Here is a 13,869-nt window from a genome sequence, read left to right as displayed (position 1 = left end):
TGTGAACCAAGCTTCAGCTATCGACGTAAAACAATTGGGCAAGGTCGGCGTCCTGTTCGGCGGCCGTTCGGCCGAGCGCGAAGTGTCGCTGATGTCCGGCGCGGGCGTGCTGGCCGCTTTGAAAAGCCATGGCGTGGATGCGCATGGCTTCGACACGGGCGAACGCAGCCTGGCCGAACTGGCCGCTGAGAAGTTTGACCGCGTCTTCATCGCGCTGCACGGCCGCTTCGGCGAAGACGGCAGCCTGCAGGGCGCGCTGGAACAGCTGGGCATCCCGTACACGGGCAGCGGCGTGATGGCCTGTTCGGTGGGCATGGACAAGGTTTACACCAAGATGATCTGGCTGATGCACGAGCTGCCGACGCCGAAGTACGCGGTGCTGGACGACAGCTCCGACCTGGCCAAGGTCGCCGCGGAATTGGGCTTGCCGCTGATCGTCAAGCCGCCGCATGAAGGCTCGAGCATCGGCATCACGACGGTCAACGAAGCGTCCGCCTTCCAGGCCGCCTACGACATCGCCGCCGGCCTCGATGATTCGGTGCTGGCCGAGGAATTCATCAAGGGCCGCGAGTTCACCGTCGCGATCCTGGGCAAGGGCGCCTCGGCGCGCGCGTTGCCGCCGATCGAAATCGTCGCGCCGCAAGGCAATTACGATTACCAGAACAAGTATTTTACCGACGACACGCAGTACTTCTGCCCGCCGCAGCTGGACCCGGCCATCATCGCCGAGATGGAACGCATCGCCCTGGCGGCGTACCGCGCCCTCGGCTGCGAAGGCTGGGGACGGGTCGATGTGCTGATGCGCGCGGCCGACAGCAAGCTGTTTTTGCTGGAGGTCAATACCTCGCCCGGCATGACGGGTCATTCGCTCGTGCCGATGGCGGCGCGCGCGGAAGGCACCAGCTATGAAGACCTGTGCCTGGAAATCGTTGCCGGCGCAAGCCTGAAAATGCACAAGGGACGGCGCTGATATGTGGCATGACGCTAAAAGCCTCAATACGACTGCCAACGGCCTGCTGGCCGCGGTGCTGGTCGTGTGCGTGGCCGCCGGCGTCTGGTGGGTGTCGCAGCGTCCCATGTTCGACCTGCGCACGATCAAGGTGGAAAGCGCGGACGACAAGGGCCTGCGCCACGTGAATTATCTGACCCTGCGCAGCGGCACACTGGGCCGCATCAAGGGCAATTTTTTCACGACCAACCTGGAAAGCGTGCGCGGCGTGTTCGAATCGGTGCCCTGGGTGCGCCGCGCCAGCGTGCGGCGCGAGTGGCCGAACCAGCTGATCGTGGCGCTGGAAGAACACGAAGCGCTGGGCACCTGGGGCGAGGATGGACGCCTGCTGTCGGTCAAGGGCGACGTGTTTACGGCCAATGTGGCCGAGGCCGAGGATGACCATGAACTGCCCGCGTTTTCGGGACCGGATGGCAGCGAAAAGGAAGTGCTGGCCACCTACGTGCAGCTGGCAAAGTGGTTTGCGCCGCTGAAGATGGTGCCGGAAACCCTGTCGCTGTCGAGCCGCTATGCGTGGACGGTGAAACTGGATAACGGCATGAGCGTTGCGCTGGGACGCGAGCAGAATCATACGACCCTGAAGGCGCGGGTGGACCGGCTGGTGGGCATCTACCCGCAACTGGCGAGCCGGCTGGAGAATATCGATACGATCGATATGCGCTACCAGAATGGCCTGGCGCTCAGTTCCGCCGGCCTGGTGATACCGGCCGAAGGCAAGGATGGCAAGCCGGTGATGAAGAAGAAAAACAGTAGTCCGATTAAAAAACCGACTTAATCCAATAATCTTAATTTATAGCCCATACAGTAGGCGACAGAAATGACAAAAGACGCGAAAAACCTGATCGTCGGCCTCGACATCGGCACCTCGAAAGTGGTGGCGGTGGTAGCCGAAGTGATGTCCGACGGGCGCCACGAAGTGATCGGGCTGGGCCAGCACGAATCGAAGGGCCTGAAAAAAGGCGTGGTGGTCAATATCGAAGCGACGGTGGAGTCCATCCAGCGCGCGCTGGAAGAGGCCGAGCTGATGGCCGACTGCAAGATCCGCAATGTCTATGCGGGCATTGCGGGCAGCCATATCCGCAGCTTCAATTCCAGCGGCATGGTGGCCATCAAGGACAAGGAAGTGACGGCGACCGACGTGGCGCGCGTCATCGAGACGGCAAAAGCGGTTAACATTCCGACCGATCAGCAATTGCTGCACACGGTGCCGCAAGAGTTCATCGTCGACAGCCAGGAAGATGTGCGCGAGCCTATCGGCATGAGCGGCATCCGCCTGGAGGTAAAGGTGCATATCGTCACCGGCGCCGTGTCGGCGGTGCAGAATATCGTCAAGTGCGTGCGCCGCTGCGGCCTGGAAGTGTCGGACCTGATCCTGCAGCCGATGGCGTCCGCCGATGCGGTGCTCACGCCGGACGAGAAGGAACTGGGCGTGGTGCTGATCGACATCGGCGGCGGCACGACCGATGTGGCGGTATTCTCCGATGGCGCGATCCGCCATACGGCCGTCATTCCCATCGCCGGCGACCAGATCACCAACGACATCGCCATGGCCTTGCGTACCCCGACCGCGGAAGCGGAAGAAATCAAGATCCGCTATGGCGTGGCCAAGCAGGTCCTGGCCGACCCCGGCGAATCGCTGGAAGTGCCGGGCCTGGGCGACCGCGGCCCGCGCAACCTGTCGCGCCAGGCGCTGGCGGCAGTGATCGAACCGCGCGTCGAGGAGCTGTTCGCGATGGTGCACCAGGTGGTGCGCGAATCCGGCTATGAAGGCGTGCTGTCGTCGGGCATCGTGCTCACGGGCGGCACCTCCATCATGCCCGGCATGGTGGAAATGGCGGAAGACATCTTCCTGAAACCGGCGCGCCTGGGCACGCCCGAGTATCGGGGCCAGCTGGCCGACGTGGTGCGCAGTCCGCGCTATGCCACGGTATTGGGCCTGCTGCTGGAAGCGAAGAAGCAATACCTGCGCGGCCACATCGTGACGCGTCAGGACGGTTCGGTGAAGGCGGTCTGGCAGCGCATGAAGGAATGGTTTTTGGGGAATTTTTAAGGGCGTGCTTCAGGCCCGGCAGGTCAGGTTTTTTGGCAGCATCGCAGGTACACACACATAATTTTATTTTATATTTAACCGCAGTTTTCAATCTCCAGTTCTCCTACCAATATGAGGCCTGGCGCTTGGAAACCGCATCTGATAGGAGCACATCATGGAGTTCGATATGGTCGATAACACAGCTTTAGGTACCGTCATCAAGGTCGTCGGCGTCGGCGGTGCGGGTGGCAATGCAGTCCAACACATGATCAACAAAGGCATGTCGGGTGTGGAGTTCATTGCCGCCAACACCGACGCACAGGCCCTGTCGACATCGAAGGCCCATAACATCATCCAGATCGGCGATACCGGTCTGGGTGCCGGCATGAAGCCTGCCGTCGGCCGCCAGCTGGCGGAAGAGTCGCGCACGCGCATCGCCGATTCGCTGCGTGGCGCGCACATGGTCTTCATCGCTGCCGGCATGGGCGGCGGCACGGGCACGGGCGCCGCTCCTATCGTGGCCGAAGTGGCCAAGGAACTGGGCGCGCTGACGGTGGCCGTGGTATCGAAACCGTTCTCGTACGAAGGCCAGAAGTGCATGGACATCGCCGACGAAGGTCTGGAGCAGCTGTCCCTGCACGTCGATTCGCTGATCATCATCCTCAACGAGAAGCTGGAAGAGATCTACGAAGACGAAAGCATGCTGGAATGGATGCAGCACGCCGATGATGTGCTCAACAACGCGGTGGCCGGCATCGCCGAGATCATCAACGTGCCGGGCCATATCAACGTCGACTTCAACGACGTGAAAACCATCATGGGCGAGCAGGGCAAGGCCATGATGGGCACAGCGACCGCTTCCGGCGTCGACCGCGCGCGCATCGCCGCCGAACAGGCTGTCGCTTCGCCGCTGCTGGACGGCATCGACCTGTCGGGCGCGCGCGGCGTGCTGGTCAACGTCACGGCCAGCCGTGGCTTGAAGGGTAAGGAGATCAAGGAAGTCATGGCTGCCGTGCGCGCGTTTGCCGCGCCGGACGCGTCGATCGCGCAAGGTATCGCCTACGACGACGCCATGGGCGACGACATCCGCGTCACCGTGGTGGCCACGGGCCTGGGCCGCGCGAAGAAAAACATCCAGCTGGTACCGCAGCAAGTGTTGCGTACCGGCACCCACAACAGCCCGCTGACCCCATCGGCTGCCATGGGTAGCGCGCAAGCGGCGACGACGACGGTCGGCGTAGCCACGCCGGCAGCCGGTTTCGACGGCATGAAGGCACCAGCCGTATGGCGCCGCGAATCGGCTTCCGAGCAAGTGCGCGCGATGGAAAAGAATGGCATGGAAACCTACGACATTCCTGCCTTCCTGCGCAAGCAAGCCGACTAAGGTGATCTGATGTTTGCAAGCATGACGGCGGCCTGAGGGCCGCCGTTTTTTTTGCCGTTTTTTGACTTTTGACTTTGCCTTTCCGGCCGTTTTCTGCACAAATACGGCAAGTCAGGCATACTATCGCGCAGTGTCGGCATCATGCCGGCAGAACCAGATCATGGGCGCCGCCCGCTCCATGGAGCGGGCGGCGCCCTTAACCGACAGTACACAAGGAGTCAACATGACCATCAAGATCGGCGACACCCTGCCAGAAGGCACCCTGGCCGAATTCATCGAAAGCGAAACCGAAGGTTGCGCACTGGGCCCGAACACGTTCAACGTGCAAGACCTGGTCAAGGGCAAGAAGATCGCCATTTTCGGCCTGCCAGGCGCGTATACCCCGACCTGCTCCGCACAGCACGTGCCAGGCTACGTCCAGCACGCCGCCGACCTGAAAGCGGCGGGCGTCGATGAAATCTGGTGCATCTCCGTCAACGACGCGTTCGTGATGGGCGCCTGGGGCCGCGACCAGAAAGCCACCGGCATCGTACGCATGATGGCTGACGGCAATGCCGCCTACAGCAAGGCCCTGGGCCTGGACGCCGATTTCTCCAAGTTCGGCATGGGCACGCGCTCGCAGCGCTACTCGATGCTGGTCGACAATGGCGTCGTGACGCAATTGAACATCGAGCAGGGCGGCAAGTTTGAAGTGTCGAATGCGGAGACGCTGCTGAGCCAGCTGGCCTAAGCAGATACGCAATAAAAACGGCGCCATCGGCGCCGTTTTTTTATTGCACCGACGGTTTCGTCGCCTCGAACATGGCCGCATCGATGCTGAACGAATAGTCGTCCTGCAGCGCGAAGTAGCGGCGCGCTTCCTCGGGCGCGCCATCGAACAGGTTGCGGATGGCCGCCACTCTTTCGTGCGGCGTGCGCATGCGCGCCACCCACTCGTCGAACTGCATCGTCAGCTTCCACACGCTGCGCAAGCTGTGCGTAAAGCCCGCGTTGTCGAACTTGGCACCCCATTCGCAGGTACGGTAGTCGCGCACGTGGGATGCGTCGCGCAGCATTTCCACCGCCTGCAAGGTGCTGTCGTACAGGGCCGTTTTCGGCGCGACGATATCGACCACTAATAACGTGCCGTTCGGGCGCAGCACGCGCCAGGCTTCCGCCAGGGCAGCGGCCACGTCGTTCCAGTGGTGGGCGGAAAAGCGCGTGACGACCATGTCGAAGCTGGCATCGGCAAACGGCAGGCGCGCCACGTCGCCCTGCTGCGTGCGGATATTGTGCAAGCCGCGCTGCACCCTGGCGCAGTCGACGACGTCGAGCATGGGCTGCGCCAGGTCGTAGGCGACGACCGATTGCGCCACAGGAGCGACGGCGAAGCTGGCGTGGCCGGCGCCGCAGCCCAGATCCAGTACCACCGGCTTGCCGTGGCGGCGCGCGCATTCCTGCATCAGCACCAGGTCGGCCCCTTGCGCGTGCACCGCGCTGCTCAGGTAGGCATTCGCCGTCTTGCCAAACTGTTCGGTAACGACATCGTGCTGCTGCATGGTTTTCTCCTGTTGATGGGTGAGTTCCTGCAGAATAAGGATAAAATTATCCTGTAACAAGACCATAACTTATACTGGTATATCTACTACCATGCAGGCATCTTATGTCGAATAAGCTCGCTGAATTCATCCGCGCGCGGCGCGAAGCCGTTACCCCCGCCATGGCTGGCTTGCCCGGTGGCGGACGCCGGCGCACGCCGGGTTTGCGGCGCGAGGAACTGGCGCAGCTGTGCGATGTCAGTCCCACGTGGCTGACGTGGCTGGAGCAGGGGCGGCCCGTGTCGGCGTCGGCCAAGATGCTGGCGCGTCTGGCGCAGGTGCTGCAACTGAGCACGGCCGAGCGCGCCTATCTGTTCGAGGTGGCCGACAAGCATGACCCCAGCCATGGCACAGGCGAGGGTGGCGGGCCTGCCAGCGCCGAGCTGGCCGCCATCGTCGCCGCCATCGACGCGCCCGCATACATCCTCGACCGCGAATGGAACGCCGTGGCGTGGAATGGTGCCGCGTCCAGCTTGTTCATGGGCTGGCTGCATGGCGACGGGGACGCGCCGAACCAGCTGCGCTTCATGTTCCTGGAACCTGGCGCGCGCGAGCTGATCGTCGGCTGGCCGGAGCGGGCGCAGCGATTGGTGGCGGAGTTTCGTGCCGATATCGGCCGCCAGGCGGACCAGGCGCCGCTGGCTGGCCTGATCGCGGAACTGGCCGAGGCCAGCCCTGAATTTCGCCTGTGGTGGGGCGCGCAGCAGGTGCAGGGCCGCGACGGGGGCTTGCGCCGCTTCCAGCATGCGCAACAGGGCGCGCTAGGCTTCAACCAGGTCACCCTGCACCTGGCACGCCAGCATGAGCTGAAGCTGGTGATGCTGTTGCCTGTGTCATAAGGAAAAACAGCCGCGCTTGCTATAATCGGGCGGACAGCATGGCCCTGCCTTTCCAGACCGTGCTGTCCTGGCTCCGGCCGTCGCCATGATGACGGTCCCGTTTTTTCGCCAGGAGTCTGTCCTGTTACCCCGCAATCCCAACCTGCGCAGCATCTATGTGATGCTGGTCGCCGTCGCCATGTTTTCTTTGATGGACACGGCCATGAAGCTGTTGTCTGCCCATTATCCGCCCATGCAGGTGACGGCCTTGCGCGCCCTGTCGTCCTTGCCGCTCGTCTGCCTGTACCTGCTGTACCGCGGCGCGTTTAACAATGTGATGAAGGTGCGCTGGCCGCTGCATTTGCTGCGCGGCGCGCTGGGCGTGCTGATGATTACCCTGTTCGCCTACGGCTTGAAGCGCATGTCGCTGGCCGAGACGTATGCGCTGTTCTTCGTTGCCCCCCTGATCATCACGGTCCTGTCTGTTTTTATCCTGAAGGAAAAAGTTGACTTTGCGCGCTGGTGCGCCATCGCCGTGGGCCTGCTGGGCGTGCTGGTGGCGCTGCGTCCCGACGGATCGGGCTTCTTTTCGCTGGCTGGCCTGGCCGTGCTGGGTTCGGCCGCCTGTTACGCCATTTCCGCCGTCACGGGGCGCATCCTGAGTCGCACGGATGCCAGCGAAAGCATGGTCTTCTGGCTGATGGTGATGATGGCCGGCGGCGGCGTGGCCCTGTCGGCGCATGAATGGGTGGGCATCCGCCACGAAGACTGGTGGCTGCTGGCGGGCTTGTCGCTGAGCGGCTTCCTGGGCCAGCTGGCCATTACCGAGGCGTTTCGTCATGGCAAGGCGTCCAGCGTAGCGCCGTTCGAGTACTCGGCCCTGGCCTGGGGCATGGCCCTGGACTGGGTGCTGTGGCGCGCCTTGCCCGATGAATACACCCTGGTCGGCGCGGCCATCATCATCGGCAGCGGCATTTACCTGGTGCGGCGCGAAGCCGTGCATGCGGAAAGCGAGCATCCATGATGGCGCGGTGTGGTTTTTCTGACGCGCAGACTGCCGCGTCACAACGAAAATCCGGCAACTGGATATAATCGACAGATGTTAAAACAACGCACCATCAAACAACAGGTCCGCACCATCGGTGTCGGTTTGCATTCTGGCACCAAGGTGGAGCTGATTCTGCGTCCTGCCGCGATCGACACGGGTATCGTGTTTCGCCGCATCGATCTCGATCCCATCGTGGAATTTCCCGCCAGCGCCATGGCGGTGGGCGATACGCGCATGGCTTCCGTGCTGATCAAGGATGGCGCCAGGGTTTCGACCGTGGAACATCTGATGTCGGCCGCGGCCGGCTTGGGTGTTGATAATATGTACATCGACGTGAATGCGGAAGAAATTCCCATCATGGACGGTTCCGCCTCGTCCTTCGTCTACCTGCTGCAGCAAGCCGGCGTGGAAGAGCAGGAAGCGCCGAAGAAATTCATCAAGGTCATCAAGCCGGTGGAAGTGCGTCACGGCAAGGGCGACGCGGAGAAATGGGCGAGATTGTCGCCATACGACGGTTTCAAGCTCGATTTCTTCATCGAATTCAATCACCCGGCCGTCGATGGCACGATGCAGCGCGCTTCCGTCGATTTCGGCGACGTCTCGTACGTGCACGACGTGGCGCGCGCGCGCACCTTCGGTTTCATGCAGGACGTGGAAAGCTTGCGCGGCATGGGCCTGGCGCGTGGCGGTTCGCTGGAAAACGCCATCGTCATGGACGAATACCGCATCCTGAATGCCGATGGCTTGCGCTACGAGGACGAGTTCGTGCGTCATAAAATCCTCGACGCCATCGGCGACCTGTACCTGGTGGGCCATCCCTTGCTGGCCTACTACACGGCGCATAAATCGGGCCACGCACTGAACAACCAGCTGCTGCTGGCGCTGCTGGAGCAGCCGGATGCGTATGAAATCGTCTCGTTCGCCACGAACGAGGCGGCGCCGCAGTCGTATTTACGGCAAATGGAGCGCGAGTGGTCGCTTACCTGAGGGACGCCTCATTAAACCTACTGCGCGTGCCGATTTCCGGCCTGCGATGCTCACCGTACCTTCGTACGGTTGCGCTTCTTGACCAGAACTAGGCCCGCTCGCTACGGTTTTCTGAGGTGTCAAGACGCCGCATGGTGTTCTTAGTCTTTTGGTTCGCGGTGGTGGCGCACCATGTTGCGCAGCGCCGCGATCAACTGTTCGTTCTGCTTCGATGGCGGCAGGGCCGTGCTCAGCTCTTCCAGGGCCGACATGGCTTTTTCCGGCAAGACCAGCGCCCGCGTATGCACGATGGGCGCGATGCTCTTGATGACTTGCACTTTCAGCTTGATGCCTGAAATCTGCCAGCCCTTTCTTTCCAGCTCCCCTTGCAGTTTCGGCAATTGCTGTTTGAGCTTGGCCGCCAGCGCCGCGTTCGGCGTGGCCAGCACCAGTTGGCCGCCCTCGAATTGCAGGATGTCGCAATGCTCGAACATCGCCGGCAAGGCCTTGGCGCAATCTTTTTGCAGGGCGGCCAGGCGCGTGACGGTGGGCATCAGGGAGGCCATCGTCGCGTTGCCGCGCAGAAAATCGGTTGCGCCCGTCACGGCCGGGCCTGAACGGGCAAAGCCGTAGCCGCGGCGCGGAGCCGGAGAGTAAGTGGGAGTTCGCATGGCCGAAACATAGCACACTCGCCCGCGCATGACGAGTGCGGCGGCGAGTGTGGCGCAGGCGGGCCGACCGTATTGCCTTACAGCATGGAAAATGTCCGCAATTTCTGCCATTTGTTTGTCATTAAGCTATTGTTATATGGTGCATTACCCCAACCTTGGCGGGAACGCATGATAAAATCATCGTCTTTTGCCATAGTCGAACTCCGTGCGGTCACGCGATTGTTATCTCGCTGTCAGCTACCGAGCTTTTTTTAACGGCGTTTTTTCAAGAATTCAAGCATGTCATTACTGACCCAGATTTTCGGTAGCCGCAACCAGCGGCTGCTCAAGCAATACCAAAAAACGGTACGCGAGATCAATGCGCTCGAGCCGGCCATCGAAAAGCTGTCGGATGCCGAGCTGCAAGCGAAAACGCCTGCCTTCAAGGAACGCATCGCCGCCGGCGAATCGCTCGATGCCTTGTTGCCGGAAGCGTTTGCCGTTTGCCGCGAGGCCAGCAAGCGCGTCCTGCGCATGCGCCATTTCGATGTGCAGATGATCGGCGGCATGGTTTTGCATTTCGGCAAGATCGCGGAGATGGGCACGGGCGAAGGCAAGACCCTGATGGCAACCTTGCCAGCCTACCTGAACGCCTTGTCGGGCAAGGGCGTGCATATCGTCACCGTCAATGATTACCTGGCGCAGCGCGATGCCGAGACTATGGGCCGCCTGTATGCGTGGCTGGGCCTGTCGACGGGCGTGAACATGTCGCAGATGGAGCACAGCGCCAAGCAGCAGGCGTACAACTCCGACATCACATATGGCACGAACAATGAATTCGGTTTCGACTTCTTGCGCGATAACATGGTCTACGAAGCGCGCGAGCGCGTGCAGCGCAGCCTGAACTTCGGTATCGTCGATGAAGTCGACTCGATCCTGATCGATGAAGCGCGTACGCCGCTGATCATTTCGGGCCAGGCCGAGAACCATACGGACCTGTATCACAAGATCAATGCAGTGCCTGCGCGCCTGACCCTGCAGATCGGCGAAGAAACGCCGGACGGCAAGGGCAAGGTCGAAGTGCCGGGCGACTACACCAAGGATGAAAAAGCGCACCAGGTGCTGCTGACGGAAGCGGGCCACGAAAAGGCCGAAGGCATCCTGATGGAAATGGGCCTGCTGCCGGAAGGCGCGTCGTTATACGATTCGGCCAACATCACCCTCGTGCACCACCTGTATGCGGCCCTGCGCGCGCATGCGCTGTACTTCAAGGATCAGCACTATGTGGTGCAGAACAATGAAGTGGTGATTGTCGATGAATTCACGGGCCGTCTGATGACGGGCCGCCGCTGGTCCGATGGCTTGCACCAGGCCGTCGAAGCGAAAGAAGGCGTCAAGATCCAGAACGAGAACCAGACCCTGGCCTCGATCACCTTCCAGAACTACTTCCGCATGTACGCCAAGCTGGCCGGCATGACCGGTACGGCCGATACCGAAGCGTACGAATTCCAGGAAATCTACGGCCTGGAAACGGTCGTGATCCCGCAAAACCGTCCGCTGCAGCGCAAGGACCGCCAGGATCAGGTCTACAAGTCGTCGGCGGAAAAATACAACGCGATGTTGAACGACATCCGCGACTGCTACGAGCGCGGCCAGCCCGTACTGGTCGGCACGACCTCGATCGAGAACTCGGAACTGCTGTCGGGCATCCTGACCAAGGCAGGTTTGCCGCATAACGTGCTGAACGCGAAGCAGCATGCGCGCGAAGCGGAAATCATCGCCCAGGCAGGCCGTCCGAAAGCCATCACCATCGCCACCAACATGGCCGGTCGCGGTACGGACATCGTGCTGGGCGGCAACGTCGAAAACCAGATCAAGTTCATCGAAGCCAATCCTGAACTGAGCGATGCCGACAAGGCCGCCCAGTCTCAGACCTTGCGCGATGAATGGCAGTCGCTGCACGACCACGTGGTCAATGCGGGCGGCTTGCACATCATCGGCACCGAACGCCACGAATCGCGCCGCGTCGACAATCAGCTGCGTGGCCGTGCCGGCCGCCAGGGCGATCCCGGTTCGTCGCGCTTCTACCTGTCGCTCGACGACGCGCTGCTGCGCATCTTCGCCGGCGACCGCGTGCGCGCCGTGATGGACCGCCTGAAAATGCCGGAAGGCGAACCGATCGAGGCAGGCATCGTCTCGCGTTCGATCGAATCGGCCCAGCGCAAGGTGGAAGCGCGCAACTTCGATATCCGCAAGCAATTGCTGGAATACGATGACGTCGCCAACGACCAGCGCAAGGTCATCTACCAGCAGCGCAATGAGCTGCTGGAAACGACCGACATCTCGGACATGATCGCTTCCTTGCGCCACGGCGTGTTCACCGACCTGGTGCACGAGTACGTGCCGCACGAATCGGTGGAAGAGCAGTGGGATATCAAGGGCCTGGAAAATACCCTGGCCAGCGAATGGCAACTCGATTTGCCGCTGCATGAAATGCTGGAAGCCGATTCGACCTTGACGGACGAAGAGATCCTGGAAAAAGTGCTGGCCGCGGCCGATGCCGTGTACCAGTCGAAGATCGACATCGTCGGCAAGGAATCGTTCAACGGCTTCGAGCGCAATGTCATGCTGCAAAGCGTGGACAGCCACTGGCGCGAACACCTGGCGGCGCTCGACCACCTGCGCCAGGGTATTCACCTGCGCGGTTATGCGCAGAAGAACCCGAAACAGGAATACAAGCGCGAAGCGTTTGAACTGTTTGGCCAGATGCTCGACATGATCAAGAACGACGTCACGAAACACGTGATGACGGTACGCATCCAGTCGCGCGAAGAAGTCGATGCGGCCGAACAGGCGATGCAGCAGTCGCACGTGGAAAACGTGCACTACCAGCACGCCGAATTCGACCCGAACGCGGCGCCGGAAGAGCTGCTGGCGCCTGTCGCCGGCGGCAACATGGACAACGTCGACGACATGAGCGTGAGCATGGGCGTCAAAGTGGGCCGCAACGACCCATGCCCTTGCGGCAGCGGCAAGAAGTACAAGGCTTGCCACGGCAAGCTGGCGTAAAGCCTGTTTGACCGCCTGAACAAGAACGGAGACTGCGGTCTCCGTTTTTTTTCGGCTGTACGTGGCCGGCGGCTCAGGGAAAGGCCCAGTATTGCGGCGCCTGCGAGGGAATGCCTTTCAAGCCGCCGCGGTTTTTTGCCCGCTGGCCCGTCTTGATCATGGTGGCGATGTCGGTCAGCAGGACGCGGTTGCTGGCGAAGTAATCGTGGCCCATGAAATTCATGATGACGGCCGAGGCATCGATGATTTCCATGCCGGGGATGCTGACGACGGGACCGCGGATGTCGCCTATCCTGTCCCAGTCGGCAAAATTGTAGGAAGCCCGCATGGCCTTGTCGTTCGCGGACGCGTACAGGGTGGCGGGAAGCTTGAGGCTGGCAAAACGGGGAGCGATCTGCTCGCGGAAGATATCGGCATTGATGTCCGGCGCCGCCAGCACCACCTGCTTGAACAGGGGCCGCAGCTCGGGACGCTTTTCCAGCAGGTTGGCCATGGCCACGGACATCGGGCGGTTGCCCATGCTGTGGGCGATGATGTAGATATCCGTGGCGGAAGAGTGCTCCGCGAAGTCGGCCAGGAAGGCTTGCAGGTGTGCCTGCGTCCATTCGGCGGCATTTTCATCGAACTCATAGCCGGCCAAGGTGCCTTTCGACGGCCAGCTGTAGAACACGGGCAGGGCGCCGATATCGAGGTCGACCGCCATCTGCGCCGTGCGCCGGGCGGCGTCGTCAAATGAGTTGCTGTAGCCATGGATGTAGATGAGGGCGGCGTGCCGTTCCGGGGCGGCCTGTATCCTGGCCTTGACGGTGGCGAGAAAATCCGTGCGCGACAGGCGCGTGCTTCCCTTGATCAGCACATATTTTTGCGCATTGTCGCCGGACAGGATGGCGTACCAGGGCGGCAACGGCAACTCGCCCGGCGCTCTTTTCTCCGGGATGCTCACGACGACGCTGCCGTAACTCAGGTAGGGCGCCACACGGTTGGGCTGCCAGCCATAATTGTGGCTGCCGGGCTGGTATTGCCGGTCGGTGGCGTAATACACGGTGACGTGCACGGCGCCGGGCGGTGGCGCATCGTTGCCGTACCTCGGCGTGCCGCCGCTGCCCGTGCTGCCGACCAGATTGCCGAGGTTGCCGAGCAGGCCGCCCGTGCCCGACCATGCGCTGCTCCACGGACTGGTGGGTGCTGGCCGCGGTACCTTGGGAGGCGGCGGAACTGCAGCCGCTGGGTGCGCTTCAGAGGCCTGTCCGATCGAGTCGTCGCCTATGTGCTGCGTCGCGCCATCTGGCACCGTACAAGCCGTCAACCACGCTAGCAGA

Annotated in this window: 12 protein-coding genes; 9 read left to right on the top strand and 3 right to left on the bottom strand. The window is 61.8% G+C overall.

Features of this window, described 5'->3' with window-relative positions:
- Position 1: 1 nt before the first annotated feature.
- From IGS61_RS21350 to IGS61_RS21330, 5 genes are all read left to right on the top strand, one after another.
- Complete coding sequence (locus tag IGS61_RS21350; protein ID WP_230541477.1) at positions 2-970, top strand: D-alanine--D-alanine ligase; 969 nt, start codon at positions 2-4, stop codon at positions 968-970.
- Between the two features lies 1 nt (position 971).
- The gene (locus IGS61_RS21345; RefSeq protein WP_230541476.1) at positions 972-1,784 is read left to right on the top strand and encodes a cell division protein FtsQ/DivIB; all 813 of its coding nucleotides are present in this window, start codon (positions 972-974) and stop codon (positions 1,782-1,784) included.
- Between the two features lie 42 nt (positions 1,785-1,826).
- The gene (ftsA, locus tag IGS61_RS21340; RefSeq protein WP_010394955.1) at positions 1,827-3,059 is read left to right on the top strand and encodes a cell division protein FtsA; all 1,233 of its coding nucleotides are present in this window, start codon (positions 1,827-1,829) and stop codon (positions 3,057-3,059) included.
- Positions 3,060-3,213: 154 nt separating this feature from the next.
- Positions 3,214-4,422 (top strand): cell division protein FtsZ, encoded by a 1,209-nt coding sequence (ftsZ, locus tag IGS61_RS21335; protein WP_034748865.1) that lies wholly within the window; start codon positions 3,214-3,216, stop codon positions 4,420-4,422.
- A 223-nt stretch (positions 4,423-4,645) separates the two neighbouring features.
- The gene (locus IGS61_RS21330; protein WP_230541475.1) at positions 4,646-5,152 is read left to right on the top strand and encodes a peroxiredoxin; all 507 of its coding nucleotides are present in this window, start codon (positions 4,646-4,648) and stop codon (positions 5,150-5,152) included.
- Between the two features lie 40 nt (positions 5,153-5,192).
- Here IGS61_RS21330 and IGS61_RS21325 read toward each other — a convergent pair whose 3' ends face one another.
- Positions 5,193-5,960, bottom strand: a complete 768-nt coding sequence (locus tag IGS61_RS21325; protein ID WP_230541474.1) for a class I SAM-dependent methyltransferase — start codon at positions 5,958-5,960, stop codon at positions 5,193-5,195.
- A gap of 104 nt (positions 5,961-6,064) precedes the next feature.
- Between IGS61_RS21325 and IGS61_RS21320 the strand changes: the two genes are divergently transcribed.
- The 3 genes from IGS61_RS21320 to lpxC all read left to right on the top strand — a co-directional run bounded on the left by IGS61_RS21320 (position 6,065) and on the right by lpxC (position 8,852).
- Positions 6,065-6,838 carry a helix-turn-helix transcriptional regulator gene (locus IGS61_RS21320; protein WP_230541473.1) on the top strand — a complete coding sequence of 258 codons (774 nt, stop codon included), beginning with the start codon at positions 6,065-6,067 and terminating at the stop codon, positions 6,836-6,838.
- 160 nt (positions 6,839-6,998) lie between these two features.
- Positions 6,999-7,841, top strand: a complete 843-nt coding sequence (locus tag IGS61_RS21315; RefSeq protein ID WP_230541641.1) for a DMT family transporter — start codon at positions 6,999-7,001, stop codon at positions 7,839-7,841.
- 75 nt (positions 7,842-7,916) lie between these two features.
- Complete coding sequence (lpxC, locus tag IGS61_RS21310) at positions 7,917-8,852, top strand: UDP-3-O-acyl-N-acetylglucosamine deacetylase (protein ID WP_230541472.1); 936 nt, start codon at positions 7,917-7,919, stop codon at positions 8,850-8,852.
- Between the two features lie 140 nt (positions 8,853-8,992).
- Here lpxC and IGS61_RS21305 read toward each other — a convergent pair whose 3' ends face one another.
- Entirely contained in the window at positions 8,993-9,502 is a 510-nt protein-coding gene (locus IGS61_RS21305) for a DciA family protein (protein ID WP_230541471.1), read from the bottom strand.
- A 279-nt stretch (positions 9,503-9,781) separates the two neighbouring features.
- Between IGS61_RS21305 and secA the strand changes: the two genes are divergently transcribed.
- Positions 9,782-12,550, top strand: coding sequence for a preprotein translocase subunit SecA (gene secA, locus IGS61_RS21300; RefSeq protein ID WP_329958081.1), 2,769 nt, complete (start codon positions 9,782-9,784; stop codon positions 12,548-12,550).
- A gap of 73 nt (positions 12,551-12,623) precedes the next feature.
- Here secA and IGS61_RS21290 read toward each other — a convergent pair whose 3' ends face one another.
- Complete coding sequence (locus tag IGS61_RS21290) at positions 12,624-13,841, bottom strand: alpha/beta hydrolase (protein WP_230541470.1); 1,218 nt, start codon at positions 13,839-13,841, stop codon at positions 12,624-12,626.
- Between the last annotated feature and the right edge of the window lie 28 nt (positions 13,842-13,869).

The organism is Janthinobacterium sp. FW305-129 (assembly GCF_020858115.1).
GTDB lineage: Bacteria > Pseudomonadota > Gammaproteobacteria > Burkholderiales > Burkholderiaceae_D > Janthinobacterium.
The sequence above is the reverse complement of the archived record's forward strand: the minus strand, read 5'-3'. Positions and strand labels throughout refer to the sequence as shown.

Excerpts from the sequence above, each read along its gene's own strand:
- IGS61_RS21320 (WP_230541473.1), top strand. The coding sequence starts at position 6,065 with ATGTCGAATAAGCTCGCTGAATTCATCCGCGCGCGGCGCGAAGCCGTT.
- secA (WP_329958081.1), top strand. The coding sequence starts at position 9,782 with ATGTCATTACTGACCCAGATTTTCGGTAGCCGCAACCAGCGGCTGCTC.
- IGS61_RS21330 (WP_230541475.1), top strand. The coding sequence starts at position 4,646 with ATGACCATCAAGATCGGCGACACCCTGCCAGAAGGCACCCTGGCCGAA.
- IGS61_RS21345 (WP_230541476.1), top strand. The coding sequence starts at position 972 with ATGTGGCATGACGCTAAAAGCCTCAATACGACTGCCAACGGCCTGCTG.
- IGS61_RS21305 (WP_230541471.1), bottom strand. The coding sequence starts at position 9,502 with ATGCGAACTCCCACTTACTCTCCGGCTCCGCGCCGCGGCTACGGCTTT.
- ftsZ (WP_034748865.1), top strand. The coding sequence starts at position 3,214 with ATGGAGTTCGATATGGTCGATAACACAGCTTTAGGTACCGTCATCAAG.
- lpxC (WP_230541472.1), top strand. The coding sequence starts at position 7,917 with ATGTTAAAACAACGCACCATCAAACAACAGGTCCGCACCATCGGTGTC.
- ftsA (WP_010394955.1), top strand. The coding sequence starts at position 1,827 with ATGACAAAAGACGCGAAAAACCTGATCGTCGGCCTCGACATCGGCACC.
- IGS61_RS21325 (WP_230541474.1), bottom strand. The coding sequence starts at position 5,960 with ATGCAGCAGCACGATGTCGTTACCGAACAGTTTGGCAAGACGGCGAAT.
- IGS61_RS21315 (WP_230541641.1), top strand. The coding sequence starts at position 6,999 with ATGCTGGTCGCCGTCGCCATGTTTTCTTTGATGGACACGGCCATGAAG.